Annotated in this window: 22 protein-coding genes and 2 pseudogenes; 12 read left to right on the top strand and 12 right to left on the bottom strand. The window is 60.5% G+C overall.

Annotated features, from left to right (window positions below):
* Positions 1–31: 31 nt before the first annotated feature.
* Positions 32–925 carry a bestrophin family protein gene (locus AO268_RS13550; RefSeq protein ID WP_099168967.1) on the bottom strand — a complete coding sequence of 298 codons (894 nt, stop codon included), beginning with the start codon at positions 923–925 and terminating at the stop codon, positions 32–34.
* 254 nt (positions 926–1179) lie between these two features.
* Here AO268_RS13550 and AO268_RS13545 point away from each other — a divergent pair, with 254 nt between their 5' ends.
* From AO268_RS13545 to AO268_RS13520, 6 genes are all read left to right on the top strand, one after another.
* Positions 1180–2832: an AMP-binding protein gene (locus tag AO268_RS13545; RefSeq protein ID WP_099168966.1), complete on the top strand. Its 1653-nt coding sequence runs from the start codon at positions 1180–1182 to the stop codon at positions 2830–2832.
* A gap of 22 nt (positions 2833–2854) precedes the next feature.
* Positions 2855–3622, top strand: a complete 768-nt coding sequence (locus tag AO268_RS13540) for an SDR family NAD(P)-dependent oxidoreductase (protein WP_076960847.1) — start codon at positions 2855–2857, stop codon at positions 3620–3622.
* 12 nt (positions 3623–3634) lie between these two features.
* Positions 3635–4828, top strand: coding sequence for an acetyl-CoA C-acyltransferase (locus tag AO268_RS13535; protein ID WP_099168965.1), 1194 nt, complete (start codon positions 3635–3637; stop codon positions 4826–4828).
* Positions 4829–4837: 9 nt separating this feature from the next.
* Complete coding sequence (locus AO268_RS13530) at positions 4838–5965, top strand: acyl-CoA dehydrogenase (protein WP_076960849.1); 1128 nt, start codon at positions 4838–4840, stop codon at positions 5963–5965.
* 14 nt (positions 5966–5979) lie between these two features.
* Positions 5980–6753, top strand: coding sequence for an enoyl-CoA hydratase (locus AO268_RS13525; protein WP_076960850.1), 774 nt, complete (start codon positions 5980–5982; stop codon positions 6751–6753).
* 129 nt (positions 6754–6882) lie between these two features.
* Positions 6883–7077, top strand: coding sequence for a hypothetical protein (locus tag AO268_RS13520; protein ID WP_099168964.1), 195 nt, complete (start codon positions 6883–6885; stop codon positions 7075–7077).
* Here the strand turns inward: AO268_RS13520 and AO268_RS13515 are convergent.
* Positions 7067–7429, bottom strand: coding sequence for a fe2+ zn2+ uptake regulation protein (locus AO268_RS13515; protein ID WP_076960852.1), 363 nt, complete (start codon positions 7427–7429; stop codon positions 7067–7069). The two genes, AO268_RS13520 and AO268_RS13515, sit on opposite strands and share 11 nt — an antisense overlap.
* Positions 7430–7682: 253 nt before the next feature.
* On the opposite strand from AO268_RS13515, the gene pvdQ reads away from it, so the two are divergent.
* Complete coding sequence (pvdQ, locus tag AO268_RS13510; RefSeq protein WP_099168963.1) at positions 7683–9971, top strand: bifunctional acylase PvdQ; 2289 nt, start codon at positions 7683–7685, stop codon at positions 9969–9971.
* A 6-nt stretch (positions 9972–9977) separates the two neighbouring features.
* Here pvdQ and AO268_RS13505 read toward each other — a convergent pair whose 3' ends face one another.
* From AO268_RS13505 to AO268_RS13495, 3 genes are all read right to left on the bottom strand, one after another.
* A complete protein-coding gene (locus AO268_RS13505) occupies positions 9978–10502 on the bottom strand; it encodes an AAA family ATPase (protein ID WP_076960854.1) in 525 nt (174 codons plus the stop codon).
* Entirely contained in the window at positions 10499–11062 is a 564-nt protein-coding gene (gene pnuC, locus AO268_RS13500) for a nicotinamide riboside transporter PnuC (protein WP_099168962.1), read from the bottom strand. The genes AO268_RS13505 and pnuC overlap by 4 nt, the downstream gene beginning before the upstream one ends.
* Before the next feature lie 105 nt (positions 11063–11167).
* Positions 11168–12802, bottom strand: coding sequence for a methyl-accepting chemotaxis protein (locus AO268_RS13495; RefSeq protein ID WP_099168961.1), 1635 nt, complete (start codon positions 12800–12802; stop codon positions 11168–11170).
* Between the two features lie 250 nt (positions 12803–13052).
* Between AO268_RS13495 and AO268_RS13490 the strand changes: the two genes are divergently transcribed.
* Both AO268_RS13490 and AO268_RS13485 read left to right on the top strand, forming a co-directional pair.
* Positions 13053–13883 (top strand): undecaprenyl-diphosphate phosphatase, encoded by an 831-nt coding sequence (locus AO268_RS13490; RefSeq protein ID WP_076960857.1) that lies wholly within the window; start codon positions 13053–13055, stop codon positions 13881–13883.
* Entirely contained in the window at positions 13883–14266 is a 384-nt protein-coding gene (locus AO268_RS13485) for a DUF1294 domain-containing protein (RefSeq protein ID WP_076960858.1), read from the top strand. Before AO268_RS13490 ends, AO268_RS13485 begins: the two co-directional genes overlap by 1 nt.
* Positions 14267–14441: 175 nt before the next feature.
* Here AO268_RS13485 and AO268_RS13480 read toward each other — a convergent pair whose 3' ends face one another.
* Both AO268_RS13480 and AO268_RS13475 read right to left on the bottom strand, forming a co-directional pair.
* Positions 14442–14792: an MmcQ/YjbR family DNA-binding protein gene (locus tag AO268_RS13480; RefSeq protein ID WP_076961132.1), complete on the bottom strand. Its 351-nt coding sequence runs from the start codon at positions 14790–14792 to the stop codon at positions 14442–14444.
* Positions 14793–14803: 11 nt separating this feature from the next.
* Positions 14804–15712: a LysR substrate-binding domain-containing protein gene (locus AO268_RS13475; protein WP_099168960.1), complete on the bottom strand. Its 909-nt coding sequence runs from the start codon at positions 15710–15712 to the stop codon at positions 14804–14806.
* A 126-nt stretch (positions 15713–15838) separates the two neighbouring features.
* Here AO268_RS13475 and AO268_RS13470 point away from each other — a divergent pair, with 126 nt between their 5' ends.
* Both AO268_RS13470 and AO268_RS13465 read left to right on the top strand, forming a co-directional pair.
* A complete protein-coding gene (locus AO268_RS13470) occupies positions 15839–16450 on the top strand; it encodes an FMN-dependent NADH-azoreductase (protein ID WP_099168959.1) in 612 nt (203 codons plus the stop codon).
* Between the two features lie 201 nt (positions 16451–16651).
* Complete coding sequence (locus AO268_RS13465; RefSeq protein ID WP_099168958.1) at positions 16652–17689, top strand: alpha/beta hydrolase family protein; 1038 nt, start codon at positions 16652–16654, stop codon at positions 17687–17689.
* Here AO268_RS13465 and AO268_RS13460 read toward each other — a convergent pair.
* The 5 genes and pseudogenes from AO268_RS13460 to AO268_RS33550 all read right to left on the bottom strand — a co-directional run.
* Positions 17683–18855, bottom strand: coding sequence for an MFS transporter (locus AO268_RS13460; protein WP_099168957.1), 1173 nt, complete (start codon positions 18853–18855; stop codon positions 17683–17685). The two genes, AO268_RS13465 and AO268_RS13460, sit on opposite strands and share 7 nt — an antisense overlap.
* A 167-nt stretch (positions 18856–19022) precedes the next feature.
* Positions 19023–20609 carry an ABC-F family ATPase gene (locus tag AO268_RS13455; protein WP_076960863.1) on the bottom strand — a complete coding sequence of 529 codons (1587 nt, stop codon included), beginning with the start codon at positions 20607–20609 and terminating at the stop codon, positions 19023–19025.
* Positions 20610–20614: 5 nt separating this feature from the next.
* Positions 20615–20956 (bottom strand): annotated as a pseudogene (locus AO268_RS33180) (site-specific integrase); the annotation flags it as partial.
* Positions 20957–21237: 281 nt separating this feature from the next.
* Positions 21238–22458, bottom strand: a complete 1221-nt coding sequence (locus tag AO268_RS13445) for a DUF4765 family protein (protein WP_099168955.1) — start codon at positions 22456–22458, stop codon at positions 21238–21240.
* A gap of 551 nt (positions 22459–23009) precedes the next feature.
* Positions 23010–23227, bottom strand: a pseudogene (locus AO268_RS33550) (hypothetical protein); the annotation flags it as partial.
* A 144-nt stretch (positions 23228–23371) separates the two neighbouring features.
* Between AO268_RS33550 and AO268_RS13435 the strand changes: the two are divergent.
* On the top strand, positions 23372–24028 hold the full coding sequence (locus AO268_RS13435) for a hypothetical protein (RefSeq protein ID WP_099168954.1): 657 nt from the start codon (positions 23372–23374) through the stop codon (positions 24026–24028).
* Positions 24029–24035: the final 7 nt, after the last annotated feature.

Genomic DNA, 24035 nt, shown 5'->3' with positions numbered 1-24035 from the left:
CGGTCAGACACCGGCGAGTGTCAAACCTGTGTCACGTCAGCACGTAGTCCACCGGCGCCAACGGCGCGGGCAGGGCGGTTTCGCCGAGGGCCGCGAGGATCTCCCGTTCCAGGCTGCGCACGATGGCATTGCACGGCAGGTCGTTTTCGTCGAAGCCAAAGGGGTCTTCTAGGTCGTCGCCGATTTCATCCAGGCCAAAGAAGGTGTAGCTGACAATGGCGGTGAAAATCGGCGTCAGCCAGCCCAGGGGCTCGGCCATGGCAAACGGCAGCAGGATGCAGAACAGATAGATGGTGCGGTGCAGCAGCAAGGTGTAGGGGAAGGGCAGCGGCGTGCTCTTGATCCGCTCGCACGCGGCCTGCACCTGGCTCAGGCCCACCAGGCGGGTTTCCAGCTGGGTGTAGCGCCAGTCGCTGATCCGCCCCTGTTGCGCGGCGTCCGAGCAGTGGGCACCGAGGGTTTGCAGGATCCGGTCAGGCAGGTTCGGGTGGCTGGGCTCCACGCTGATCCACGGCTGGATGGCCCGGGCCTCGTCTTCCAGGCGCAGGCGCGCCACCAGGCCATGGGCAAAACCGCACAGGCCGCGCAACAGCCCTTCACGCTCGCCGGGCAGGGTGAAGAGGTGGCTTTCGCGGATCAGCGAGCGGACTTCAATGACCATCTGCCCCAATTGCTTGCGGCCTTCCCACCAGCGGTCGTAGCAGGCGTTGTTGCGAAAACTCATGAAAATCGACAGCGACAGCCCCAGCAGGGTGAACGGCGTGGCGTTGACCTTGGAGAAATAGGCCGGGTGCAGGGTTTCCACCAGCACGATCACCGAGGCCAGCAGCGTGACCAGCAGGCTGCGCAGGGCAATGCGCTTGGCAATCGAGCCCTTGAGGGAGAACAGGATGGCGAACAGGTTGGGTTTGGGGCGAACAATCATCGAGGGGCTTCTTCGGTGGCGCAGGCCCTCAGATTAGAAGCTGGCGGGCGGGGCGTCCAATCGCTTGCGTTGACCGGGCGATTGTTGGCCTCTATGACACAACCGTTTGTTCTAAAGCGTTATTGGCCAAACCAGTCAGCCACATTGAAAGCTTTGACCATTGTCCGTGCGCGGCTCTGGCGCCACTATTTGCGCAGCTTCACCCTGCAAAAGCACGCCCCCCAAAACAACAAAAGACCGAGGGATTTGCCACGATGCGCGATTATTTGGCTGCGACCACCCAGTTCAACTACCAGCAAACCGTCGAGGCCGCACTGGCCGGGCACCTGCAAGGCCTCAACGCCTGCGTCGAATGCTGCGACCGGCACGCGCTGCCGGGGCGCATCGCGTTGTTCTGGGAGGGCAAGGATGGCGGCAGCGCCACCGTCACCTTCAGCCAATTGCAGGACCAGGCGGCACGTTTGGCCAATTTTTTCCTGGCCCAGGGCGTCAAGCGTGGTGACAAGGTGGCCGGCCTGTTACCACGCACCGCCGAATTGCTGGTGACGGTGCTCGCCACCTGGCGCATTGGCGCGGTCTATCAACCGCTGTTCACGGCCTTTGGCCCCAAGGCCATCGAGCATCGCCTTAACAGCTCCGGCGCGGCGCTGGTGGTGACCGACGCGGTCAACCGCAGCAAGCTGGCCGAGGTCGCCGACTGCCCGACCATCGTCACCGTGGCCGGTGCCAAGGGCGAAGGCATTGTGCGTGGCGATTTCAGCTTCTGGGCCGAGTTGCCCAACTATTCCAATGTGTGCGAGCCGGTCCTGCTGGGCGCCGATGATCCCTTCCTGCTGATGTTCACCTCCGGCACCACCGGCCCCTCGAAAGCCCTGGCCGTGCCGCTCAAGGCCCTGGTCGCGTTCCAGAGCTACACCCGCGACGCCGTGGACCTGCGCCCCGAAGACGCGTTCTGGAACGTCGCCGATCCGGGTTGGGCCTACGGCATTTACTTCGGCGTGACCGGGCCGCTGTCCATGGGCCATCCGATCACCTTCTACGATGGTCCGTTCACCCTGGAAAGCACCTGCCGGGTCATCAATAAATACGGGATCACCAACCTGACCGGTTCGCCCACGGCCTACCGCCTGCTGATCGCCGGTGGCGAGCAGTTCGCGCGCTCGATCAAGGGCCGGCTGCGCATTGTCAGCAGCGCCGGCGAGCCGCTGAACCCGGAAGTGATCCGCTGGTTCGCCGATAACCTGGGCGTGACCATCCACGACCACTATGGTCAGACCGAGCTGGGCATGGTCCTGTGCAACCACCATGGCTTGGAACACCCGGTGCATGTCGGCTCGGCCGGCTTTGCCTCGCCGGGGCACCGCATTGTGGTGCTGGACGACAATCATCAGGAACTACCCGCCGGCCAGCCCGGCATCCTTGCCATCGACCGCGAGCAGTCACCCATGTGCTGGTTCGCCGGCTACGAAGGGGTCAAGACCAAGGCCTTTGTCGGCAAGTATTACTTGAGCGGCGACACCGTGGAGTTGAACCCCGATGGCAGTATCAGCTTTGTCGGGCGCAGTGATGATGTGATCACCACCTCTGGCTACCGCGTGGGGCCATTCGACGTGGAAAGCGCCTTGGTCGAGCACCCGGCTGTGATCGAAGCGGCCGTGGTCGGCAAGCCAGACGCGGAACGCACCGAGCTGGTCAAGGCCTTTGTGGTGATCAACAGCCAGTACCGCGCCGACGCCGCATTGGCCGAAGAGCTGCGCCAGCATGTGCGCAAGCGCCTGGCGGCCCATGCCTACCCACGGGAAATCGAATTTGTCAGCGACTTGCCCAAGACCCCGAGCGGCAAGCTGCAACGCTTTATTTTGCGTAACCAGGAAATCGCCAAGGTCCAGGCAGCGACCACGGCTTGATCCCTCTTTTAAGGAAACAACGATGCAGATTGAAAACAAGGTGTTTATGGTCAGCGGCGGCGCTTCGGGCCTCGGCGCGGCGACTGCCGAAATGTTGGTGGCCGCAGGCGCCAAGGTGATGCTGGTGGACCTGAATGCCGACGCCGTGGCGGCCCAGGCGGCAAAACTGGGGGCACAGGCGCGTAGCGTGGTGGCGGATATCAGCCAGGAAGCGGCCGCCGAAGCCGCGGTACAGGCCACTGTGGCGGCGTTTGGCGGCCTGCATGGCCTGGTCAACTGCGCGGGCGTGGTGCGTGGCGAGAAAATCCTCGGTAAGAACGGGCCCCATGCCCTGGCCAGCTTCGCCCAGGTGATCAACGTCAACCTGGTCGGCAGCTTCAACCTGCTGCGCCTGGCCGCAGCGGCGATTGCCGAAAGCACGGCGGATGCCGATGGTGAGCGCGGGGTGATCATCAACACCGCTTCGGTGGCGGCCTTCGACGGCCAGGTCGGCCAGGCCGCCTACGCGGCGTCCAAGGGCGCGATTGCCAGCCTGACCCTGCCGGCCGCCCGTGAGCTGGCGCGCTTCGGTATCCGCGTGATGACCATCGCCCCGGGCATCTTTGAAACGCCAATGATGGCTGGCATGACCCCGCAGGTCCGCGACTCCCTGGCGGCAGGCGTGCCGTTCCCGCCACGCCTGGGCAAACCGGCCGAGTACGCCGCGCTGGCCCGGCATATCATTGAAAACAGCATGCTCAATGGCGAGGTGATCCGTCTTGACGGTGCCTTGCGCATGGCAGCCAAGTAAGGAGGATTTGTCATGACCCAGCTCCACGATCCGATTGTTATCGTCAGTGCCGTGCGCACGCCCATGGGCGGGTTCCAGGGCGAACTCAAGGGCCTGACCGCGCCGCAACTGGGCGCCGCCGCGATTCGCGCGGCTGTCGAGCGCGCCGGTATCGCCCACGACGCCGTGGATGAAGTGTTGTTCGGCTGCGTACTGCCCGCCGGCCTCGGCCAGGCCCCGGCACGCCAGGCCGCCCTGGGCGCCGGCCTGGACAAGTCGACGCGCTGCACCACCCTCAACAAAATGTGCGGTTCGGGCATGCAAGCGGCGATTCTGGCCCATGACTCGCTGCTGGCCGGCAGCGTGCAGGTGGTGATCGCCGGCGGCATGGAGAGCATGTCCAACGCGCCTTACCTGCTCGACCGGGCGCGCAGCGGCTACCGCATGGGCCATGGCCGGGTGCTTGACCATATGTTCCTCGATGGCCTGGAAGACGCCTACGACAAGGGCCGCCTGATGGGCACCTTTGCCGAGGATTGCGCCGAGGCCAACGGCTTTAGTCGTGAGGCCCAGGATGCCTTTGCCATTGCCTCGTTGACCCGCGCCCAGCAGGCGATCAGTGCCGGGCGCTTCAGCGCCGAGATCGTCCCGGTGCAGGTCACCGTGGGCAAGGAACAAAAGACCATCACTGACGATGAGCAGCCGCCCAAGGCCAAGCTGGATAAGATCGCGACCCTCAAGCCAGCGTTTCGCGAAGGCGGCACAGTGACGGCGGCCAACTCCAGCTCGATCTCCGACGGTGCGGCGGCCTTGCTCATGATGCGCCAGAGCCAAGCGCAACAGCGCGGGCTCAAGCCCCTGGCGGTGATCCATGGCCACGCGGCCTTTGCCGATGAGCCGGGGCTGTTCCCGGTGGCGCCGGTGGGGGCGATCCGCAAGCTGTTGAGCAAGACTGGCTGGAGCCTGGGCGATGTCGACCTGTTCGAGATCAACGAAGCCTTTGCCGTGGTCAGCCTGGTGACCATGAGCAAGCTGGACATTCCCCACGACAAGGTCAACGTCCATGGCGGCGCCTGTGCCCTGGGGCACCCGATTGGCGCATCCGGTGCGCGGATCCTCGTGACCCTGCTCTCGGCCCTGCGCCAGCGGGGCCTCAAGCGCGGTGTCGCGGCCATCTGCATCGGCGGCGGCGAAGCCACGGCCATGGCCGTCGAGTGCCTGGATTAAGGAGTTTTTATGTTGCCCAATGACGAACAACTGCAAATCAGCGACGCGGCCCGCCAGTTTGCCCAGGAACGGCTCAAGCCGTTCGCCGCCGGGTGGGACCGCGAGCATCGCTTCCCCAGGGAGGCTATCGCCGAGATGGCCGAGCTGGGCTTTTTCGGCATGCTTGTGCCGGAACAGTGGGGTGGCTGCGACACCGGCTACCTGGCCTATGCCATGGCCCTGGAAGAGGTCGCGGCCGGTGACGGCGCGTGCTCGACCATCATGAGCGTGCATAACTCGGTGGGCTGCGTGCCCATCCTCAAGTTCGGCAATGACTTGCAAAAGGAGCAGTTCCTCAAGCCCCTGGCCAGTGGTGCGATGCTCGGCGCGTTCGCCCTGACCGAGCCCCAGGCCGGGTCGGATGCCAGCAGCCTGAAGACCCGCGCGCGCCTTGAGGGCGAGCACTACGTGCTCAATGGCTGCAAGCAGTTCATCACCTCCGGGCAGAACGCCGGGGTGGTGATTGTGTTTGCGGTGACTGATCCGGCGGCCGGCAAGCGTGGGATCAGTGCGTTTATCGTGCCCACTGACTCGCCGGGCTACAAGGTGGCGCGGGTCGAGGACAAGCTGGGCCAGCATGCGTCCGACACCTGCCAGATTCTCTTCGAGGATGTGAAGGTGCCCGTCGCCAACCGCCTGGGCGAGGAGGGCGAAGGCTACAAAATCGCCCTGGCTAACCTTGAGGGCGGGCGTGTGGGCATTGCCGCGCAATCGGTGGGCATGGCCCGCGCCGCGTTTGAAGCGGCCCGTGATTACGCCCGCGAGCGGGAAAGCTTCGGCAAGCCGCTGATCGAGCACCAGGCCGTGGCCTTCCGCCTGGCAGACATGGCCACCCAGATCGCCGTGGCCCGGCAGATGGTGCATTACGCAGCGGCCCTGCGCGACAGCGGCCAGCCGGCGCTGGTGGAAGCGTCCATGGCCAAGCTGTTCGCCTCGGAAATGGCCGAGAAAGTCTGTTCTGCCGCCTTGCAAACCCTGGGCGGATACGGTTACCTGAGCGACTTCCCGCTGGAGCGGATCTACCGTGATGTGCGGGTCTGCCAGATCTATGAAGGCACCAGTGATATTCAGCGCATGGTCATTTCGCGCAATCTTTGAAGAGGAACGGATCGATGAGTTACGAAACCATTTTGCTCGACGTTCAAGGCCGTGTCGGGCTGATTACCCTCAATCGCCCGCAGGCGCTGAATGCCTTGAACGCGCAATTGGTCAGCGAAGTGAACCAGGCCCTGGACAGCCTGGAAGCCAACCCCGAGATCGGCTGCATTGTGTTGACCGGCTCGAAGAAAGCCTTTGCCGCCGGCGCCGATATCAAGGAAATGGCCGAGCTGACCTACCCGCAGATCTACCTCGACGACCTGTTCAGCGACAGTGATCGCGTGGCCAACCGGCGCAAGCCGATCATCGCGGCGGTCAACGGCTTTGCCCTGGGCGGCGGCTGTGAACTGGCGTTGATGTGCGACTTTATCCTGGCCGGCGACACGGCCAAGTTCGGCCAGCCGGAAGTCAACCTGGGCGTACTGCCGGGCATGGGCGGCACCCAGCGCCTGACCCGTGCGGTGGGCAAGGCCAAGGCCATGGAAATGTGCCTGACTGGGCGTTTTATCGATGCGGTGGAGGCCGAGCGTTGTGGCATCGTGGCGCGGATCGTGCCGGCCGACGAGTTGCTGGACGAAGCGCTCAAGGTGGCGGCGCTGATTGCCAGCAAATCGGTGCCGATCAGTATGATGGTCAAGGAAAGCGTGAACCGCGCCTTTGAGGTCAGCCTGTCGGAAGGTGTGCGCTTTGAACGCCGGGTGTTCCACGCGGCCTTCGCGACCCAGGATCAGAAGGAAGGCATGGCGGCGTTCGTGGCCAAGCGTGCGCCGCAGTTCAAGGACCAATAACCTGGCCCTGTAGGCGCGAGCGAGCTCGCGCCTACAATGGGTTGTGTGTGGGTGCCAAAGTGTTTGATCGCCTGTAACATGCGCCCCTGATACGCCCCAGATACAATCTTCAGGTTTCAGGAACCCATCATGACCCAGAAGCAACGCTTGATTTACTCGATTCTGATTTCCCTGGTCGTCCTCGGCACGATGTTTGGCCTGTCCTACTTGCAGAACATCGGCACCATCAGTGAGAAGACGTTCCAGTACATCGCCATTGCCGTGGCGGTGATTGTGGTGGTGATCAACGGCATCATGCGCCGCAAGGTCAAGCCTAACCTGTGACGTCGGTCAGGACCTTGGCAGCCTCTTCATGGAGGCTGTAGCTTTTATCGCTGTTGAGGATGATCACCCCCTCGCTGCACAGGCGCTTGAGTACCTCGCGCACACTGAGAAACGATAGCGGGATGCCCAGTTCCAGCAAATGGCTGTGCACACCCCGTACCCCCAGCGAGCGGCCGTTGTCGGCGGCGGTGAGCAGGGCGTCGATGACTTTCAGCCGGATCAGGCTGGTGCGCAACCCAAAACACTTGAGCAGATGGCGGATGCGTTGGTTGCCTTGCTGCTCGGGGGCCGCGCCGTAAGCGGCGTCGTGTGCCATAGAATGTCCATCCGTGGGCAGTTGCGGGTTGTACATGCAAAAACTCCTTATCAGAGCCTTGATCAGGAAAACGATGGCGCTCTTAGTTAATAAGACGTATGAGCGGCGCAAATCATGAAGTCCCAAGGGTATAAATTTTGTCAGTATCGGGTTTGTCACATGCCTGACACCTGGGAATAGTCTGCGGGCGGACTAAATTTCTCCGATTTTCTACGTCTTTACCCATGGGTTGGTGTTCGCGAGCCGGCCTCGCCTTGGGCGTTTAATTTGGTTTGACGATGGGGTCTGCGTGATTATTTCCAACGGGTTGTCCAGGGTTTGCGTGGCGGGTGTGTTGCTGGGGGTGAGCCTGGGGGCGACGGCCCGCCAGGCGAGCGAAGTACAGGCCGGTGCAATGAGCGCCGAGATCCGCCGCACCGGGTTTGGTATCCCGCATATCCGCGCCAACGATGAGCGCGGCCTGGGCTATGGCATCGGCTATGCCTACGCGCAAGACAACCTGTGTTTGTTGGCCAACGAAGTGGTGACGGTCAACGGTCAGCGCGCCCGCTATTTCGGCGCCGAGCAGGCGACCCTGGAGGAGCGCAACAACCTGACCAGCGATGTGTTCTTTACCTGGCTCAATACCCCCGACGCGGTGGCGGCCTTCTGGAAGGCGCAGCCCCCAGCGATGCAGCAGCGCCTCGAAGGCTATGTGGCGGGGTACAACCGTTACCTGCAAGAGCGCGGGGCCAAGGGCCTGCCGATGCAGTGCCAGGGCGCCTGGGTGCGGCCGATCAGCACCGATGACCTGGTCAAGCTGACCCGACGCTTGCTGGTGGAAGGCGGTGTCGGGCAATTTGCCGAGGCCTTGGCGGGAGCGACACCGCCCCAGCCCGGCGTGGCGGTGCAGGGCAATGCGCGAGCGTTTGAGGTCGCCACCTTGAAGCAGCAGCGCTTTGCCCTGGATCGTGGCAGCAACGCGGTGGCGGTGGGCAGCGAGCGTTCGTTCAACGGGCGCGGCATGTTATTGGCCAACCCGCATTTCCCGTGGATCGGCGGCATGCGCTTTTACCAGATGCACCTGACCATCCCTGGTCAGTTGGATGTGATGGGCGCCGCCTTGCCGGGCCTGCCGGTGGTCAATATCGGTTTCAACCAGCATGTGGCCTGGACCCATACGGTCGATACATCCAAGCACTTCACCCTGTATCGCTTGACCCTGGACCCGAAGGATTCAACCCGCTATTTGCTCGACGGCAAGTCGATCCCCATGCAGAAAAGCCAGGTAACCGTGCAGGTCAAGGGTGCCGAGCCCCACACCCAAACGGTCTACAGTTCGCAGTTCGGCCCGGTGGTGCAATGGCCGGGCAAGCTCGACTGGAACGGGCAGTACGCCTTCAGCCTGCGCGACGCCAACCTGGGCAACGACCGCGTGTTGCACCAGTGGTATGCGATGAACCAGGCCCGCAGCCTCAAGGACCTGCAAACCTCGGTGCAGGTCCTGCAGGGCATTCCGTGGGTCAATACCCTGGCGGCGGATGACCAGGGGCAGAGCCTGTATATGAACCTGTCGGTGGTGCCGAACGTCAGTGCGCAAAAGCTCGCGCAATGCAGTGACCCGCGTGCCGGCCTGCAGATGATCATGCTTGACGGTGCCCACAGTGCCTGTGCCTGGGATATCGACCCGCGTGCCGCACAGCCGGGGATCTTCGCCGCTGAGCAACTGCCGCAGTTGCAGCGCAAGGACTATGTGCAGCATTCCAACGACTCGGCCTGGATGGCCAACCCCAAGGCGCCGCTGGCCGGCTTTTCGCCGGTGGTCAGCCAGGACCGCATCGCCCTGGGCGCCCGTGCGCGTTTTGCCTTGCAGCGTTTGCAGGACCTGGATAAGCAGCCGATCACCGTCGGCGATTTACAGCACATGGTGCTGGATAACCAGGTGTACCTGGCCGGGCAGGTGATGCCGGACTTGCTCAGGTTTTGCGCGCAACAGACGGATGCAGCGCTGACAACCCTGTGTACCCGCCTCAAGGACTGGGACCAGAAAGCCAACCTCGACAGCGGCCTGGGCCTGGTGCATTTCATCCAGATCATGGCGCGCATGCAGCACGTGCCGCAGGTGTGGCGTGTTGCGTTTGACCCGGATCATGCGCAAACCACCCCGCGCGGCTTGCTTATCGAGCAGCCGGAGGTGGCCGGGGCATTGCGTGAGGCGATGCTGGCGTCAATCGCCCAGGTGAGCGAGCTGGGGTTGCCGGAGGGTGCGCGTTGGGGCGATATCCAGGTCTCGGGCAGCACCCCGATGCATGGCGGCCCGCAGGAACTGGGGATCTACAACGCCATGCAAAGCGTGCCGAGGGCCGATGGCAAGCGTGAGGTGGTCAGCGGCAGCAGTTACTTGCAGATCGTCACCTTCGACGATCAGGGGCCCAAGGCCGAAGGGGTGTTGGCGTTCTCACTGTCCAGCGATCCGGCATCGCCGTACTTCAAGGACCAGACCCTGGCGTTTTCCGCGAAAAAACTCAGCCCGTTGCCGTTTACCGAACAGCAGATCAAGGCTGATCCGCAGTATCAACGGCAGGTGATCCACGAGTAGGGGGGGTTATTCTGCGAGCAGCTGCGCCACGGCGGCAAACGCCTGGTCATGCCGCGCCTGCCAATCCCCGTCAATCACCTTGAAGGGCTGGTGATGCTGCTCCAGCCAGTCGCGGCTGGCCTGGAAGAAGGCCAGGCGATCGGCCAGGTCCGGCTGGCAGCGCTGACCGTCGGCGGTCCAGCCAATGCCTTCGGGCGACAGCAGCAGGTGCAGGTCGTAGTGGCGGGCCAGCAGCGCCTCATCGAGCCATGCCGGGGCATCGCCAAACAGGGTCAGGCTCCACAGCTTGTTGGTCAGCAAGTGGGTGTCGAGGATCAACAGTTGCGGCTGCCGCGCACGGCCGGCATCTTCCCAGGCCAGTTGGCCGCGGGCGATGTCCGGGATGTCGGCCAGGGTGGTATCGCGCTGGTAGTGGTCGATGAAGTAGCGCACATACTCGCCCACCAGCACCGCGCCGAAATGCGCCTGCAACTGCTCGGCCAGCCAGCTTTTACCGCTGGACTCGGGGCCTGCCATTACCAGCACCTTCATGCGCGCAACGCCGGGTCGGCGCGCCATTCCCGCCAGCCCTGCACGGCGATCACGGTGAACAGGGCATAGAGCGCGGCCGCCAGGTACAGCCCTTTGTAGACAAACAGGCCGACAAAAATCACATCAACCACAATCCATAGCGCCCAGCATTGCACGCGTTTTTGCGCCATCCACATCTGCGCCACCAGGCTGAAACCGGTCAGCGCTGCATCCAGCCACGGTTGGGCGGCATCGGTCCAGTGCGCCATGGCCGCGCCCAGCAGCAGGCTGCCCACGGCGCCGAGACTCAGGCTCAGGAGGACGGCCTGGGTGCCGAGGCGGGTGACCTGCCGCCCTTGGCGCACCTCGCCGGCCCGGGTCCATTGCCACCAACCGTAGACTTGCAGGCCGGCGTAGACCACTTGCAGCAGCATGTCCGAATACAGCTTCACCTCGAAGAACACCCAGGTGTACAGCAACACCATGACCAGGCCGATCGGCCAGCACCACGGGTTCTGCTTGACCGTCAGCCAGACGGCAATCACCCCCAGCGCGGCGGCAAACAGTTCAAGCCCGGACATGGGATTCCTTGGAAGAGTCGAAGAGGAGGGCGATTGTACCCAACCTCCCGGGCAAAATGCAGAACCCGTGTAGGCGCTGGAAGCCAGCGCCTACACCGTGGGGGGTTAGACCTTGAACTGGCGCAGCAGGCCGTTGAGCTCTTCGCTCAAGTCCTTCAGGTGCACGCTGGCTACGCTCGACTGCTGGGCCGCCAGCGCAGTGCTGTGGGACAGGCCGGCGGCCTGGGTCACGTTCTGGTTGATGTCTTCCACCACGTGGGCCTGTTGCAGGGTGGCGCTGGCAATCGAGGCGTTGAGGCCGTTGAGGTTGCGCAGGGCCTGGCCGATGGCCGTCAGGCTGGCACCTGCCTGGCCGGCTTGTTCAATGGTCAGTTGCGAGGCCTGGTGGCTGTCGCTGATGACCTTGACCGCCGCTTCGGAATGCCCTTGCAGGCGTTCGATCATGCTCTGGATTTCGGCGGTGGATTTTTGCGTGCGCTGGGCCAGCAGGCGTACCTCGTCGGCAACCACGGCAAAACCGCGGCCCTGCTCGCCAGCGCGGGCCGCTTCGATGGCCGCGTTGAGGGCCAGCAGGTTGGTCTGGTCGGCAATGCTGCGGATCACCTCCAGCACCCCGCCAATCTGCGTGCTTTCGGTGGACAGGGTACGGATCACTTCCACGGCCTGGCTGATGGTGCCGGACAGTGCATCGATCTGTTGCAGGCTGCCGTCGATATTGACCTGGCCCTGTTCGGCCTGGGTCTGGGCATCGCGCATTTCGCTGGCGGCGTGTTCGGCATTCTTCGCCACGTCCTGCACGCCGTAGGTCACTTCATTGATGGCGGTGGCCACCAGCTCCATTTGCTGGGACTGCTGCTGGCTGCGGTCATGGGCCTGGCTGGCGTTGCTGCCCAGTTCGGCGGACGACTGGCCCAGGGCATTGGCGCACACCTGCAACTGGCTGACCACCTGGCGCAGCTTGGCAGTGAAGGTGTTGAAGTGCCGCGACAGTTGCGTGACCTCGTCCTGGCCATGGGTGTCGAGGCTGCGGGTCAGGTCGCTTTCGCCGCTGGCGATATTGGCCATGGCGTGCACCGCTTCCTGTAGCGGGCGCACGATGCTGCGGGCAATCAGCACCACCAGCAGGGCCATGATCAGCGCAATGCCCAGGCCGACCAGCGAGGCTTCCCACACTTGGCCACGGAACTGGGCCTGTACGTCATCCACGTAGATGCCGGAGCCAATGATCCAGCCCCAGGGCTCGAACAACTGGATATAGGAGGTCTTGGCCACCGGCGCATCCGCCCCGGGCTTCGGCCAGCGGTAGTTGACGACACCGTTGCCCTTGGCCTTGGCCAGGCTGACAAACTCGTTGAAGATCGCAAAGCCGTCCGGGTCGCGGATGGTCGAAAGGTTCTGGCCGTCGAGCTTGGGGTTGGCCGGGTGCATGATCATTACCGGCGTCAGGTCATTGATCCAGAAGTAGTCGTCCTGGTCATAGCGCAGGCCGCGCACCACACTCAGGGCTTGCTTCTGCGCCGCTTCGCGGGTCAGCACGCCGGTGGTTTCGAGGGTGTGATAAAAGTTCAGAATCCCGCTGGCGGTCTGCACCACATGCTGGGTCTGCTGGCTCTTGGCTTGGTAGAGATCGTCGTGGATCTGCTTGAGCATCAGCAAACCCAGGGTCAGCAACATCAACACGGCGACTATCAGGATCATCCACAGGCGTCGGCTGATCGACATATTGCGCAAACTATTCATAGTCTTGTCACTCCGCGTTCTTATAATTTTCGGTGTTGCATTGATCGGCCAGCGATAACGCGCAGCGAAATTCGGGCTTGTCTGATAGGCTTTCGGCCCGGAATCAAAAAACCTGAGTCCTGCCTGATTTTTCACAGAATTTTTGCAGTTCGGCCTTGATCCTGCGCGCAGCCTTGCAGCGTGCTCATCGTTAGTGAACACCTAGAAAATATCAACGAGGCATGCCGTCGCATGACCTTTTGGGGGAATAATGGATCTTTGGACTGCCTTTCAGGCATTGATACTTGGCATTGTCGAAGGGCTGACGGAGTTCTTGCCGATCTCCAGTACCGGGCACCAGATCATCGTCGCCGACTTGCTCGACTTCGGTGGCGAACGCGCCATGGCGTTCAACATCATCATTCAACTGGGCGCCATCCTGGCGGTGGTCTGGGAGTTCCGGCGCAAGATCCTCGACGTGGTGACCGGCCTGCCGACCCAGCGCAATGCCCAGCGCTTCACGGTCAACCTGCTGATCGCTTTCCTGCCGGCGGTGGTGCTGGGGGTGATTTTTGCCGACCTGATCCACGAATACCTGTTCAACCCGATCACCGTGGCCACCGCACTGGTGATCGGTGGCGTGATCATGTTGTGGGCCGAGCGCCGCGAGCATGAAGTCCATGCCGAAACGGTGGATGACATCACCTGGAAAGACGCCTTGAAAGTGGGCTTTGCCCAGTGCCTGGCGATGATCCCGGGCACTTCGCGTTCCGGCTCGACCATTATCGGCGGCCTGTTGTTCGGCCTGTCGCGCAAGACAGCCACCGAGTTCTCGTTCTTCCTGGCAATGCCAACCATGGTCGGCGCGGCGGTGTACTCGGGCTATAAGTACCGTGACCTGTTCCAGCCGGCGGATCTGCCGGTGTTTGCCGTCGGTTTTGTGGTCTCGTTCATCTTCGCGATGATTGCGGTGCGTGGCTTGCTCAAGTTCATCGCCAGCCACAGCTATGCGGTGTTTGCCTGGTACCGCATTGCGTTCGGCTTGCTGATCCTGGCCACCTGGCAGTTCGGCTGGATTGACTGGGCGGCGGCCAAGGCGTGATGACAATCCAGCATCTGCGCTTGAAGGCTGTGGTGTTTGCACTGTTGTGTGCCGTGCCGTTGTTCGGCGCGGCCCTGCTGGCGTATCGCGGGGTGTCGCTGGTGCCGTTGGCGGCCTATGGCCTGGTCAGCGTGGTGACGTTTTGCCTGTACTGGAGCGACAAACGCAAGGCCCAAAGCGACAGCTGGCGCACCCCGGAGAAGATCCTGCATGCCCTGGAACTGGCCGGTGGCTGGCCGGGCGCCTTGCTCGCCCAGCAGGTGTTTCGCCACAAGACGCGCAAGGTGTCGTACCAGGTGGTGTTCTGGCTGATCGTGTTGCTGCACCAGGTGTTCTGGATCGATCAGTTGTTCCTTGGTGGGACGCTGCTGTCAGTCTTCTAGCCATGTGGGGCTTGAGAGCGAAGCTGCGCCCTTGTGGGAGCGGGCTTGCTCGCGATAGCGGTGTGTCAGTGCCAGATTAACTGACTGATAGACCGCTATCGCGAGCAAGCCCGCTCCCACAGGGGTATGTGCATGTCTCGATGATCAAGTTGTGTGCAAGACGACCTGGACTGGCTTACTCGTCCAGCCTCAGGCCGATCTGCGTGCGCTTGGGCAGCTTGCTCACCACCAACTGGTGGGAGCGCTGCAGCAAGCCGCGCAGTTCTTCGCCGCCCAGCGGGTAGGGCACCTGCATGATGATCCACTGCGCCCGCGCCAGGTACGGCGCCGGGTGGATGCCGGGGCGGTCCACGTGGCCGAGGAACAGTTCCTTGTCGACCTTGAACGCCAGGGAATCGCCCCGCAGGTTCTGCAAGGCGAACATCTTGTTGCCGGCAATGGAGAACACCCGCACGCCGCCCCACTTGTAATCCTCCCGGGCACCGGGCAAACCCAGGCAGAACCGGGCGACGTCGTCTTCGCTCATGATCCGGGTATTCATAGCCGTCGATCTCCGCAACTCTTGAAGGCATGGGCCAAAAAGTCGATCCAGGCGCGCACGGCTGGGGACACGCCGCGTCGGTGTGGGTAGACCGCTTGCAGCCAGCCACCGGGCAATGACCATTCAGGCAGCAGTTGCACCAGTTGGCCGGTTTCCAGCTCCTGCTCGCAATACATCATCGGCAGCACGGTAAAGCCCAGGCCGGCGAGGGCGCTGGCCTTGCGTACGAGGAAGTCGTCGATACCCAGGCGTGCCTCCATTGCCAGGTCAGTGACATTGCCGACCGGGTCGAGCATGCGCAGGTGGACCAGACGGTCGGCCTCCAGTGCGCCGAGTATGGGCAGTTGCTTGAGGTCGGCCGGGGTTTCGATCCGGCGACCGCGCATAAACTCGGGGCTGGCGACCATGGCCGTCTGAGCCTGGCGCAGGCGGCGGGTTACCAGCAGCGGGTCTTCATCCCCCAGTTCGCGCACGCGCAAGGCCACGTCTACGCCCTCGGCCACCAGGTCTACGCGGCGATTGATCAGCATCATCTCCAGTTGCACCAACGGGTGGGCCGCGAGGAATTGCGCCACCACGGTCGGCAGGATTTCATGGGCCAGGCCCACCGGGCAACTGACCCGCAGGCGGCCCCGTGGCTCGCTGGACATGTTGACTACGGCTTCGTCGGCCATTTCCGCTTCCAGCAGCATCGCCTGGCAATGCCCCAGGTAACGTTCGCCGACGGCGGTCAAGGTCAGTTGCCGGGTGGTGCGCTGCAGCAGGCGAGCGCCGAGGCGCTCTTCCAGTTCGGCAATGCGCCGCGACAGCCGGGATTTGGGGATCCCCAGCAGCCGGCCAGCGGCCGCGAAGCCACCGGCTTCCACCACCTTGGCGAAATAGTAGAGGTCATTGAGGTCTTGCATGGTTGGCCTATTGTCCTGTCAGTGGGACGAACTATCGCATTTTAATTGGCTAATCGGCTATTGGAATGACCTGTAGGATTCTCTCCATCAGATCGCCCGGTGGCGATCCTCACTTGGAGATCCCACATGAAACTCTTGCATATCGATTCCAGCATCCTGGGCGACAACTCGGCCTCCCGCCAGTTGAGCCGCGAAGTGGTCAAGGCCTGGCAAGCGGCCGAGCCGGGTGTGGCAGTCACCTACCGCGACCTGGCCAGCGAAGGCATCAACCATTTTTCCGGGATTACCCTGGGCGCCCTGGGCACCGCCGCCGAGCTGCGGGATGCAGTGCAGAAGCACGAAGCCGACCTGAGCGCCTCGACCCTGGCCGAGTTCCTGGCCGCCGACGCGGTGGTCATCGCCGCGCCGATGTATAACTTCACCATCCCCACCCAGCTCAAGGCCTGGATCGACCGCATTGCCGTCGCCGGCCAGACCTTCCGCTACACCGAAGCCGGCTCGGAAGGCCTGTGCGGTAACAAGAAAGTCATCGTGGTCTCCACGGCTGGCGGCCTGCACGTAGGCCAGCCTTCCAGCGGCGCACACGAGGACTACCTGAAGTTGTTGCTGGGCTTCCTGGGCATCACTGATGTCGAGTTCGTCCGCGCCCATGGCCTGGCCTATGGTGACGAAGTGCGCAGCAAGGCGCTGAACGACGCCAATACCGTGATCAGCGAGCAGTTGTTCGTCGCCGCGTAAGCCCTGTGTAAAGATCGCCGCGACTTGCTGTCAATCTGATCCGAGACGCCTAGACTCTGTATTCTGCTGGCCTGAAAACCAGCGGGATACAGGTTTTTTTGTTTTGGGCGGGCGAATCTGGCGCAGGTTATGCATTGCAGGGCCATGCCGCCTGAGCCTGAACCGACTCGCAGGCGTCACACAGCCCAGGTGGACAGCCCCATGATGCGTTTTTGTGCAGTCTTGCTGCTTTGCCTGCTCGGTGGCCTCATTCCCGTGCACGCTGCCGTGGCCCCGCACCCCCACTGGAGCGTGGGTTATCACCGCATGAGCTTTCTCGACCCACTGGATGGGCAGCCGATGAAAGCCATCGCGTTTTATCCGTCCACGGGCGCGGAACATATCAACCAGGTGGGCGCGTATCGCGTCGCCGCCACCGAGGACGCCAAGGTCGCCATCGGCCGCTTTGCGCTGCTGATGCTGTCCCACGGCAATACCGGCACGCCCCTGGCCTTGCACGACCTGGCAACGTCGCTGGCGCGCAAAGGGTTTGTGGTGGTGGCGGTGCTGCATCCTGGTGACAACTACAAGGACCACAGCCGCCTGGGCACCTTGAGTAACCTGTATGGGCGCCCGCTCCAGATTTCTGCAGCGATTAGCGCCACCCTGGGCGACCCGATGCTGTCGCCGTTTGTCAATGTGGGCCAGGTGGGCGTGATCGGCTATTCGGCGGGCGGCGAGACGGCACTGATCCTGGCCGGGGCCAGGCCGGATTTCGAGCGCCTGCGCCGCTATTGCCAGGAACGTCCCGAAGACCGCGACGCCTGTACGACCAAGGGTGAGCTGGTGGTCGACCGCGATGACCTGCAACCCCAGGCCGATCCCCGGATCCACGCGTTGATGCTGATGGCCCCGCTGAGCCTGATGTTTGGTCGTCATACCCTGGGCGACGTACATGTGCCGGTGCTGCTGTACAGCGGCGATGGCGACAAGCTGGTGGCCGTGGACAAAAACGCCGCCGCCCTGGCGCGCAAGCTGCCGCAGCCGCCGGATTTCAAACTGTTGGCCGGAGCCGGGCACTTTATCTTCATGGCGCCCTGCGATGACGAGCAACTGGCGCTGATGCCAGCGCTGTGTACCGATGCCGATGGGGTGGACCGCGAGGGCATCCACCGCGACCTGGTCTCCGAGGCCGGGCGTTTTTTCAGCCGCACCCTCGGCCAGCACGCGCGGGCCGGCATGCAGACCGCGGATCAGTAGGCCCGGCGCATCAGCAGCAAGGTCAGGCCCAGGCCCGTGACGCAGAGCAGCGCCGCGCCGAAGAAGATCCACGAGTAACCCAGGTTCAATGCCACCGCGCCCATCAATGGCCCGGCAATCGCCAGCGCCAGGTCGAAAAACACCGCATAGGCACTCAGCCCCGCGCCGCGGCTGCTGTTGGGCACCTGTTTGATGGCTTCGACGCCCAGTGCCGGGTACACCAGCGACAGGCCAAACCCGGTGAGGCCGGCACCGATCAGGGCGATGGCGGGAGAGGGCGCGAGCCATAGCAGGGCCAGGCCGAGGGTTTCCAGGCTCATGCAGGCAATTGCTGCGCGAAAGCCGCCAAAACGGTTGATGCTGGAGATAAACAGCAGGCGCGAGAGGATAAAACAGATTCCAAACACCGTCAGGCACCAGGCGGCGTCGGTCCAGCCGCGACTGAGGTAGAACAGGGTAATAAAGGTGGTCAGGGTGCCGTAGCCGATGGAGGCCAGGCACAGGCTGGCGCCAAACGGTGCAATCCGCCCGAACACCGCCCAGAACGGCAGGCGCTCGCCGCGCACCACCGGCACCGAGGTTTTTTTGCGGATCAGCACCAGGCCCAGCCCGGCCAGCAGCGCCAGGGCCAGGCCCAGGCTGTTGTAGCCGTATTGCGCAACCATCACCACGCCCAGCGGTGCGCCAATGGCGATAGCACCATAGGACGCGATACCGTTCCAGGAGATCGAGCGCGCGGTGTGTTCGGCGCCGACCTGGCCCATGCACCAACTGATGGTGCCCACGCCGATCAGGCCCTGGGCCACGCCCAGTAGCACGCGGCCGACCAGCAGGACCCCCAGGCTCAGGCTGGGCAGGCTGTGCAGCAGCGTGGCGAAAAAGGTCAACACGCCGCCGAGCAGGATGCCGCTCAAACCGAGCACGATCGCCCGTTTGGTGCCGAGGTTGTCCGAGATACGCCCAGCCATGGGGCGGCTGAGAAGGGTGGCCAGGTACTGCGAACCGATGGTGATGCCTGCCACCACGGCGCTGAAGCCCAGTTGTTCATGGACGTAGCCGGGAATCACCGCAATCGGCAGGCCGATGCAGATAAACGCGATAAAGGTATAGAAGACGATGGAGACGATCTGCAGGGTGATCGACAGGGAGCTGGGGGCGGCAGGCATGGAGGCTTATTCGCGGCAGGGCGGTGAACGCATCATGGCAAGGGCATGGGGAAAAAGGAAGCAGGCTAACGATCCAACGACAGCGTCATTTCCGTCAATGCAAAAAGCCCCGTCACTGCTGACGGGGCTTTTACTTGCAGCTTGTGGCTAACCGCTATTGGCTGCCCTTAAAACACCACACCCTGGCTACGCAGGTAGTCGTCGTAGGTGCCGCTGAAGTCGATCACGCCGCTTGGGCTCAGCTCGATGATACGGGTGGCCAGGGACGATACGAACTCACGGTCGTGGCTGACGAAAATCAGCGTGCCCGGGTAGTTCTCCAGCGCCAGGTTCAGCGCCTCGATGGATTCCATGTCCAAGTGGTTGGTCGGTTCGTCCATGATCAGCACGTTGGGCTTTTGCAGGATCAGCTTGCCGAACAGCATGCGACCTTGTTCGCCACCGGAGATGACCTTGACCGACTTGAGGATCTCGTCGTTGGAGAACAGCATGCGGCCAAGGGTGCCACGGATCACTTGTTCGCCTTGAGTCCATTGACCCATCCAGTCGAACAGGCTCATGTCGTCTTCAAAGTCATGGGCGTGGTCCTGGGCGTAGTAACCCAGTTCAGCCGCATCGGTCCACTTCACGCTACCGGCGTCCGGGGTCAGTTCGTTGACCAGGGTGCGCAGCAGGGTGGTCTTGCCGATACCGTTCGGGCCGATGATCGCCACGCGCTCGCCGGCTTCAACCTGGAAGCTGAAGTCCTTGAACAGCGGCTTGCCGTCAAAGCCTTTGGCCATGCGCTCGACGATGACCGCCTGGCGGTGCAGCTTCTTGGTTTGCTCGAAGCGGATGAACGGGCTCACACGGCTCGAAGGCTTGACCTCGGCCAATTGGATCTTGTCGATCGCCTTGGCGCGGGACGTGGCCTGCTTGGCTTTCGAGGCGTTGGCCGAGAAGCGGCTGACGAACGATTGCAGTTCGGAGATCTGCGCTTTCTTCTTGGCGTTGTCCGACAGCAACTGCTCGCGGGACTGGGTCGCCACGGTCATGTACTCGTCGTAGTTGCCCGGGAACAGGCGCAGTTCGCCGTAGTCCAGGTCAGCCATGTGGGTGCACACGCTGTTCAGGAAGTGACGGTCGTGAGAGATGATGATCATCAGGCTGTTACGTTGGGTCAGGACGTTTTCCAGCCAGCGGATGGTGTTGATGTCCAGGTGGTTCGTCGGTTCGTCGAGCAGCAACACTTCCGGGTCCGAGAACAGCGCCTGGGCCAGCAATACACGCAGCTTCCAGCCTGGCGACACTTCGCTCATCGGGCCGAAGTGCTGCTCGATGCCGATACCCAGGCCCAGCAGCAGTTCACCGGCACGGGATTCGGCGGTGTAGCCGTCCATTTCGGCGAACTCGGTTTCCAGCTCGGCCACGGCCATGCCATCTTCTTCGCTCATTTCCGCCAGCGAGTAGATGCGATCGCGCTCGGCCTTGACCTTCCACAGCTCTTCGTGACCCATGATCACGGTGTCGATCACGTTGAATTCTTCGTAGGCGAACTGATCCTGGCGCAGTTTACCCAGGCGCACGTTCGGCTCCAGCATGACCTGGCCGCCGGACGGATCGAGGTCGCCCCCGAGAATTTTCATGAAGGTCGACTTGCCGCAACCGTTGGCACCGATCAAACCATAACGGTTACCGGCGCCGAACTTGACCGAGACGTTCTCAAACAGCGGCTTGGCGCCGAACTGCATGGTGATGTTAGCTGTGGAGATCAATTACTTTACCTATCAATAGCTTGGGGTGCGCTTATTTGAGCTGGGACCAATTTGGGACCAATCTGGAGCTTTTGCATTTCGCTCCAGTCCGAGCTTGAGTTGATCCAACGCGCATAAGTCGAGAGCAGCATCTGCACGCTATGGCCGAGCTGCTGGGAGATGAAGGCGGGGTTCATGCCAGACATAATGCATATTGTCGCATAGGTGTGGCGACAGTTGTATGGCGGGCGACGACGGATGTTCAAAGCTTTTAACGCCGGAGTCCATTGTTTGTGCAGGTCGGATGTCTGTTTCACGTACTCCGAGTGCTTCGAGGGCGGAAAAACGAAAGGTGTTTCCAGCACCCTTACGGTGGCGAAGAACGCGGTCGCTCCGCGCTTGCTGACGAGGCTTACCAGGCGTTCCCACTCTCGTACCTGGTCTACTTGTCGCCGATTGCTGATCTTGCTCCATGGCGTAGGCTTGCCTATGGTGCGGAGCCGTAGACCGGAGAATAAGAGTTGACAGGCTGGCGTTTGGGAGCCCGCATGAGTAAACCGGACTACTCATGTTTCAGGTTTGGTAGAGCCTCACCCAGACAGAAAGATGACGGGGCATGGTCGCCCCGTCATTTACGATTGATTAAAATTTATGATGCGTTTGGAATATTACGCTCAGGTTGTCCAAAAGTCCGATCATATATTTTTAAGATTTCAATAGGCGCATTTTTATTTGCAATGAATCCATGCTCCACCTTGCTACCTCTACTAAGGTACTTAGCCTTTATGCGGGCCACAACTAGATAGCGGCCTCTGGAGAATCGATTTGCAGTATCTATACTCGTGGAAAATTCTGGAAGAAAGGCCCCTCTTCCAACTTGTCTTTTAACTTCGTTGGTAGTAGGTGGAGCTGCAAGTACATTGACTGGCTCCCCTCCAGCACTTCCATTTGCAGCCATCGATTCTATTGATAATTTTGAGGTTCCCCGAAATAAAGTAACAAGTTCCTCTCCGCGCTGCGGATTGACTGCCCTATTCATTACTTCTTTAGTTGGCGTCGCAGAAAGGCTGTTGCTTTTGTCTGTCAGTTCACTAGGCAAAGGTCCGTCTTCACTTTCGTCAATAAGAAATTCTGGGTGATCTGGCGGTAACTCAGCATATGAGGGCAGACGTTCAAGCTCCAAATTAGATGGAAGTCTTGGTGGGTTTACGGGGCTCAGTGGAATTCCTATCCGGCCGTTTATCCTCTTAAGGATACTTGTGATTGGTTTACCGTCTGGATTTACAGTTTCACCAGAGGAACTCACCTTTCGAGGGCCACCAAGAGGCTCAATGGTAATAACTTCCTTTCCCTGAAGCCTAAAACCAAGAGGGAAAGAGTTCATTTTTGTCTGAACTTCGTCACTGGCGATGCCTGCAACCTGGCCAGTAGTGACCATAACGGCTCCCACGCCGCCTGAGGCTCCGACCACCGTTGCAATCACTTGACCTACCTTGCTTAAAACCTCCCGATCCGATGGGTCAAAGGTTGGAGTTTTATTATTTAACGCAGCATGGAGATCATCAGCAGACTCAAAGAAGGAGGTAACTGGCTGAGTAAATGCTTTATTTACGATTTTCAGAAAGTCGTTGAAAGTATAGTCGGTTCTAATTCTCGGATCATACGGGGCGGTTGTGGTGGTAACTCCACCTCCTAGATCGACTACTTTCCCGGGGTTGTTCTTTGCATCTTCAAGAGCTTTGTCATGATCTATTGTCGGGGTCTGAGTGGTCGGTGGCTTATCGGAAGGTTCCTCACGAGGGGGCGGCGCCGCGAGTGCTACACCTGAAATAGCCAGTGCCAGCAAAGAGAGTAGCTTGATGTTTTTCATGTGTATATCTGCCTATATTTAATTGTACGAAGCCGTAAGCAACTAGAGCGTGCTTATGGCAAGTCAGATTAAGATTTTTATATAATCATTTGGCCATCAGTAGTTCCTTTATCAAACATTCGAGACACAAAGTTGCATCCAGGAAATATTGTGTCAAGAGTGTTTCAAATAGTGGGGGTCTATTGGGGTAATAGAAGATATTTATTAATTTTTATTAACTTTTTATTTCAGTAAGTTAATTGGTTTTCTGGATTTGAAAGAGGTGAAGTTTAGGTGGGAGTTATTTTTTAATGATGGCGAGGTAACTTCCGAATTCGCTCTGATGATTAAGGTTTTTTAGCTACAACACAGGAGAGGGGAACTGCTTGGATATTTATCTCTGACTGAGGCGCCTGAGCAGACACACTGATAAATGCATTGCTACGCATTAGGGGAATTATTTGATTCGTTTGCAGTTACCATATTCAGGCGCCGCCCTCCGTGACCGGATGCAGCGAGCAGGGAGGGTTATTCGTCGCCGTCACAGGCGTTCATTTGGAGCGATTTGGCAAAACCCACAGGGTGCTCAGGTAGATCGTCCATCGGTGGGGAATGCTGCAAACGGCCTGGCCAATCTTCTCCGGCGCGATGTCTTCAGCGACTTGTGATTGACCATGCCCTGATGGCCACTGGGGTCGGTGTTCACTACTGTGACGTGGTTGGCAATCAATCGCGACCGGTAGGATCGGTCAATACGGACTTTGAGGTTGTAAGGTTTGCGTTTGCTCATAGGACCTGCGCGAGCACGGAATGAGTGATGATAGGGGGAGGCTTGCTAAACATCGGAGTTTTTGACCTTGGCGGCCTCCCTGTGCTTAATTGATCATCGTTTTTTGAAAATCTAATTCAGTAAATTTTTATGAGGCAAGTAGACATGAAAAAAATTGCTTTCATTGTTCTTCTGTTTGTCATTGCTCCGGTTTGCTTTTCAAAAAATAATGATAAGGACGTTGGGGGGAATACCACCCAAAGCTCAAAACCCGTTTCTGATGGCCTGGACTTGGCAAATCTTACATTTAAAGAAAATATTCAATCTATTTATAAGGTAGCTGGTGTTGATGCAGTTTCATCGGAAGAAAAAACATTGTTTGGGTATGAGAGATCGGAAAGCTCTTCGCCGAATTTATTAAATTACAATGGTCTGAGTCTTTCTGGCGAATTTGAAGAAAAGAAGAATAAAATAGTTTTCCATTATTCTGAAGTGGAAGAAATATTGTCAATGTACGAACTGAGAATTTATTCACGTTCACAGAGTAGCGGTCTAGTCGGGGAGATCCAGGAAAAAATGGGTCTGCCGCTTGTTACAAAACTCAGCACTGATAATGAGAATGGCATCAGCTTCAAACAAGCCGTGTGGGCAAAAGGAGATGTTATTTATTTTATTTTGCAGGAGTTAGATGCTTCTGGTGTCAAGACCTCGAATTTGGCAGTATTTGAAAATAGCAATAAAGATTTTTATAAATTGCTTGGGCAAAAGGGCTATGCCATTGATCCCTCATCACTTATTGAGGAAGCATTAAGGCGGCGCTGAGGGGGAT

It is taken from the genome of Pseudomonas sp. ICMP 8385 (assembly GCF_002699915.1).
GTDB classification, from domain to species: domain Bacteria; phylum Pseudomonadota; class Gammaproteobacteria; order Pseudomonadales; family Pseudomonadaceae; genus Aquipseudomonas; species Aquipseudomonas gessardii.
This window is presented reverse-complemented; position numbering and strand designations above follow the sequence as displayed.

Coding starts and splice junctions, on each gene's coding strand:
- AO268_RS13460 (WP_099168957.1), bottom strand. CDS start 18,855: ATGCCTGCCGCCCCCAGCTCCCTGTCGATCACCCTGCAGATCGTCTCC.
- AO268_RS13545 (WP_099168966.1), top strand. CDS start 1,180: ATGCGCGATTATTTGGCTGCGACCACCCAGTTCAACTACCAGCAAACC.
- AO268_RS13490 (WP_076960857.1), top strand. CDS start 13,053: ATGGATCTTTGGACTGCCTTTCAGGCATTGATACTTGGCATTGTCGAA.
- AO268_RS13530 (WP_076960849.1), top strand. CDS start 4,838: ATGTTGCCCAATGACGAACAACTGCAAATCAGCGACGCGGCCCGCCAG.
- pnuC (WP_099168962.1), bottom strand. CDS start 11,062: ATGTCCGGGCTTGAACTGTTTGCCGCCGCGCTGGGGGTGATTGCCGTC.
- AO268_RS13505 (WP_076960854.1), bottom strand. CDS start 10,502: ATGAAGGTGCTGGTAATGGCAGGCCCCGAGTCCAGCGGTAAAAGCTGG.
- AO268_RS13435 (WP_099168954.1), top strand. CDS start 23,372: ATGAAAAAAATTGCTTTCATTGTTCTTCTGTTTGTCATTGCTCCGGTT.
- AO268_RS13540 (WP_076960847.1), top strand. CDS start 2,855: ATGCAGATTGAAAACAAGGTGTTTATGGTCAGCGGCGGCGCTTCGGGC.
- AO268_RS13515 (WP_076960852.1), bottom strand. CDS start 7,429: ATGTACAACCCGCAACTGCCCACGGATGGACATTCTATGGCACACGAC.
- AO268_RS13480 (WP_076961132.1), bottom strand. CDS start 14,792: ATGAGCGAAGACGACGTCGCCCGGTTCTGCCTGGGTTTGCCCGGTGCC.
- AO268_RS13520 (WP_099168964.1), top strand. CDS start 6,883: ATGACCCAGAAGCAACGCTTGATTTACTCGATTCTGATTTCCCTGGTC.
- AO268_RS13550 (WP_099168967.1), bottom strand. CDS start 925: ATGATTGTTCGCCCCAAACCCAACCTGTTCGCCATCCTGTTCTCCCTC.
- AO268_RS13485 (WP_076960858.1), top strand. CDS start 13,883: ATGACAATCCAGCATCTGCGCTTGAAGGCTGTGGTGTTTGCACTGTTG.
- AO268_RS13525 (WP_076960850.1), top strand. CDS start 5,980: ATGAGTTACGAAACCATTTTGCTCGACGTTCAAGGCCGTGTCGGGCTG.
- AO268_RS13465 (WP_099168958.1), top strand. CDS start 16,652: ATGATGCGTTTTTGTGCAGTCTTGCTGCTTTGCCTGCTCGGTGGCCTC.
- AO268_RS13535 (WP_099168965.1), top strand. CDS start 3,635: ATGACCCAGCTCCACGATCCGATTGTTATCGTCAGTGCCGTGCGCACG.
- AO268_RS13470 (WP_099168959.1), top strand. CDS start 15,839: ATGAAACTCTTGCATATCGATTCCAGCATCCTGGGCGACAACTCGGCC.
- AO268_RS13495 (WP_099168961.1), bottom strand. CDS start 12,802: ATGAATAGTTTGCGCAATATGTCGATCAGCCGACGCCTGTGGATGATC.
- AO268_RS13475 (WP_099168960.1), bottom strand. CDS start 15,712: ATGCAAGACCTCAATGACCTCTACTATTTCGCCAAGGTGGTGGAAGCC.
- AO268_RS13445 (WP_099168955.1), bottom strand. CDS start 22,458: ATGAAAAACATCAAGCTACTCTCTTTGCTGGCACTGGCTATTTCAGGT.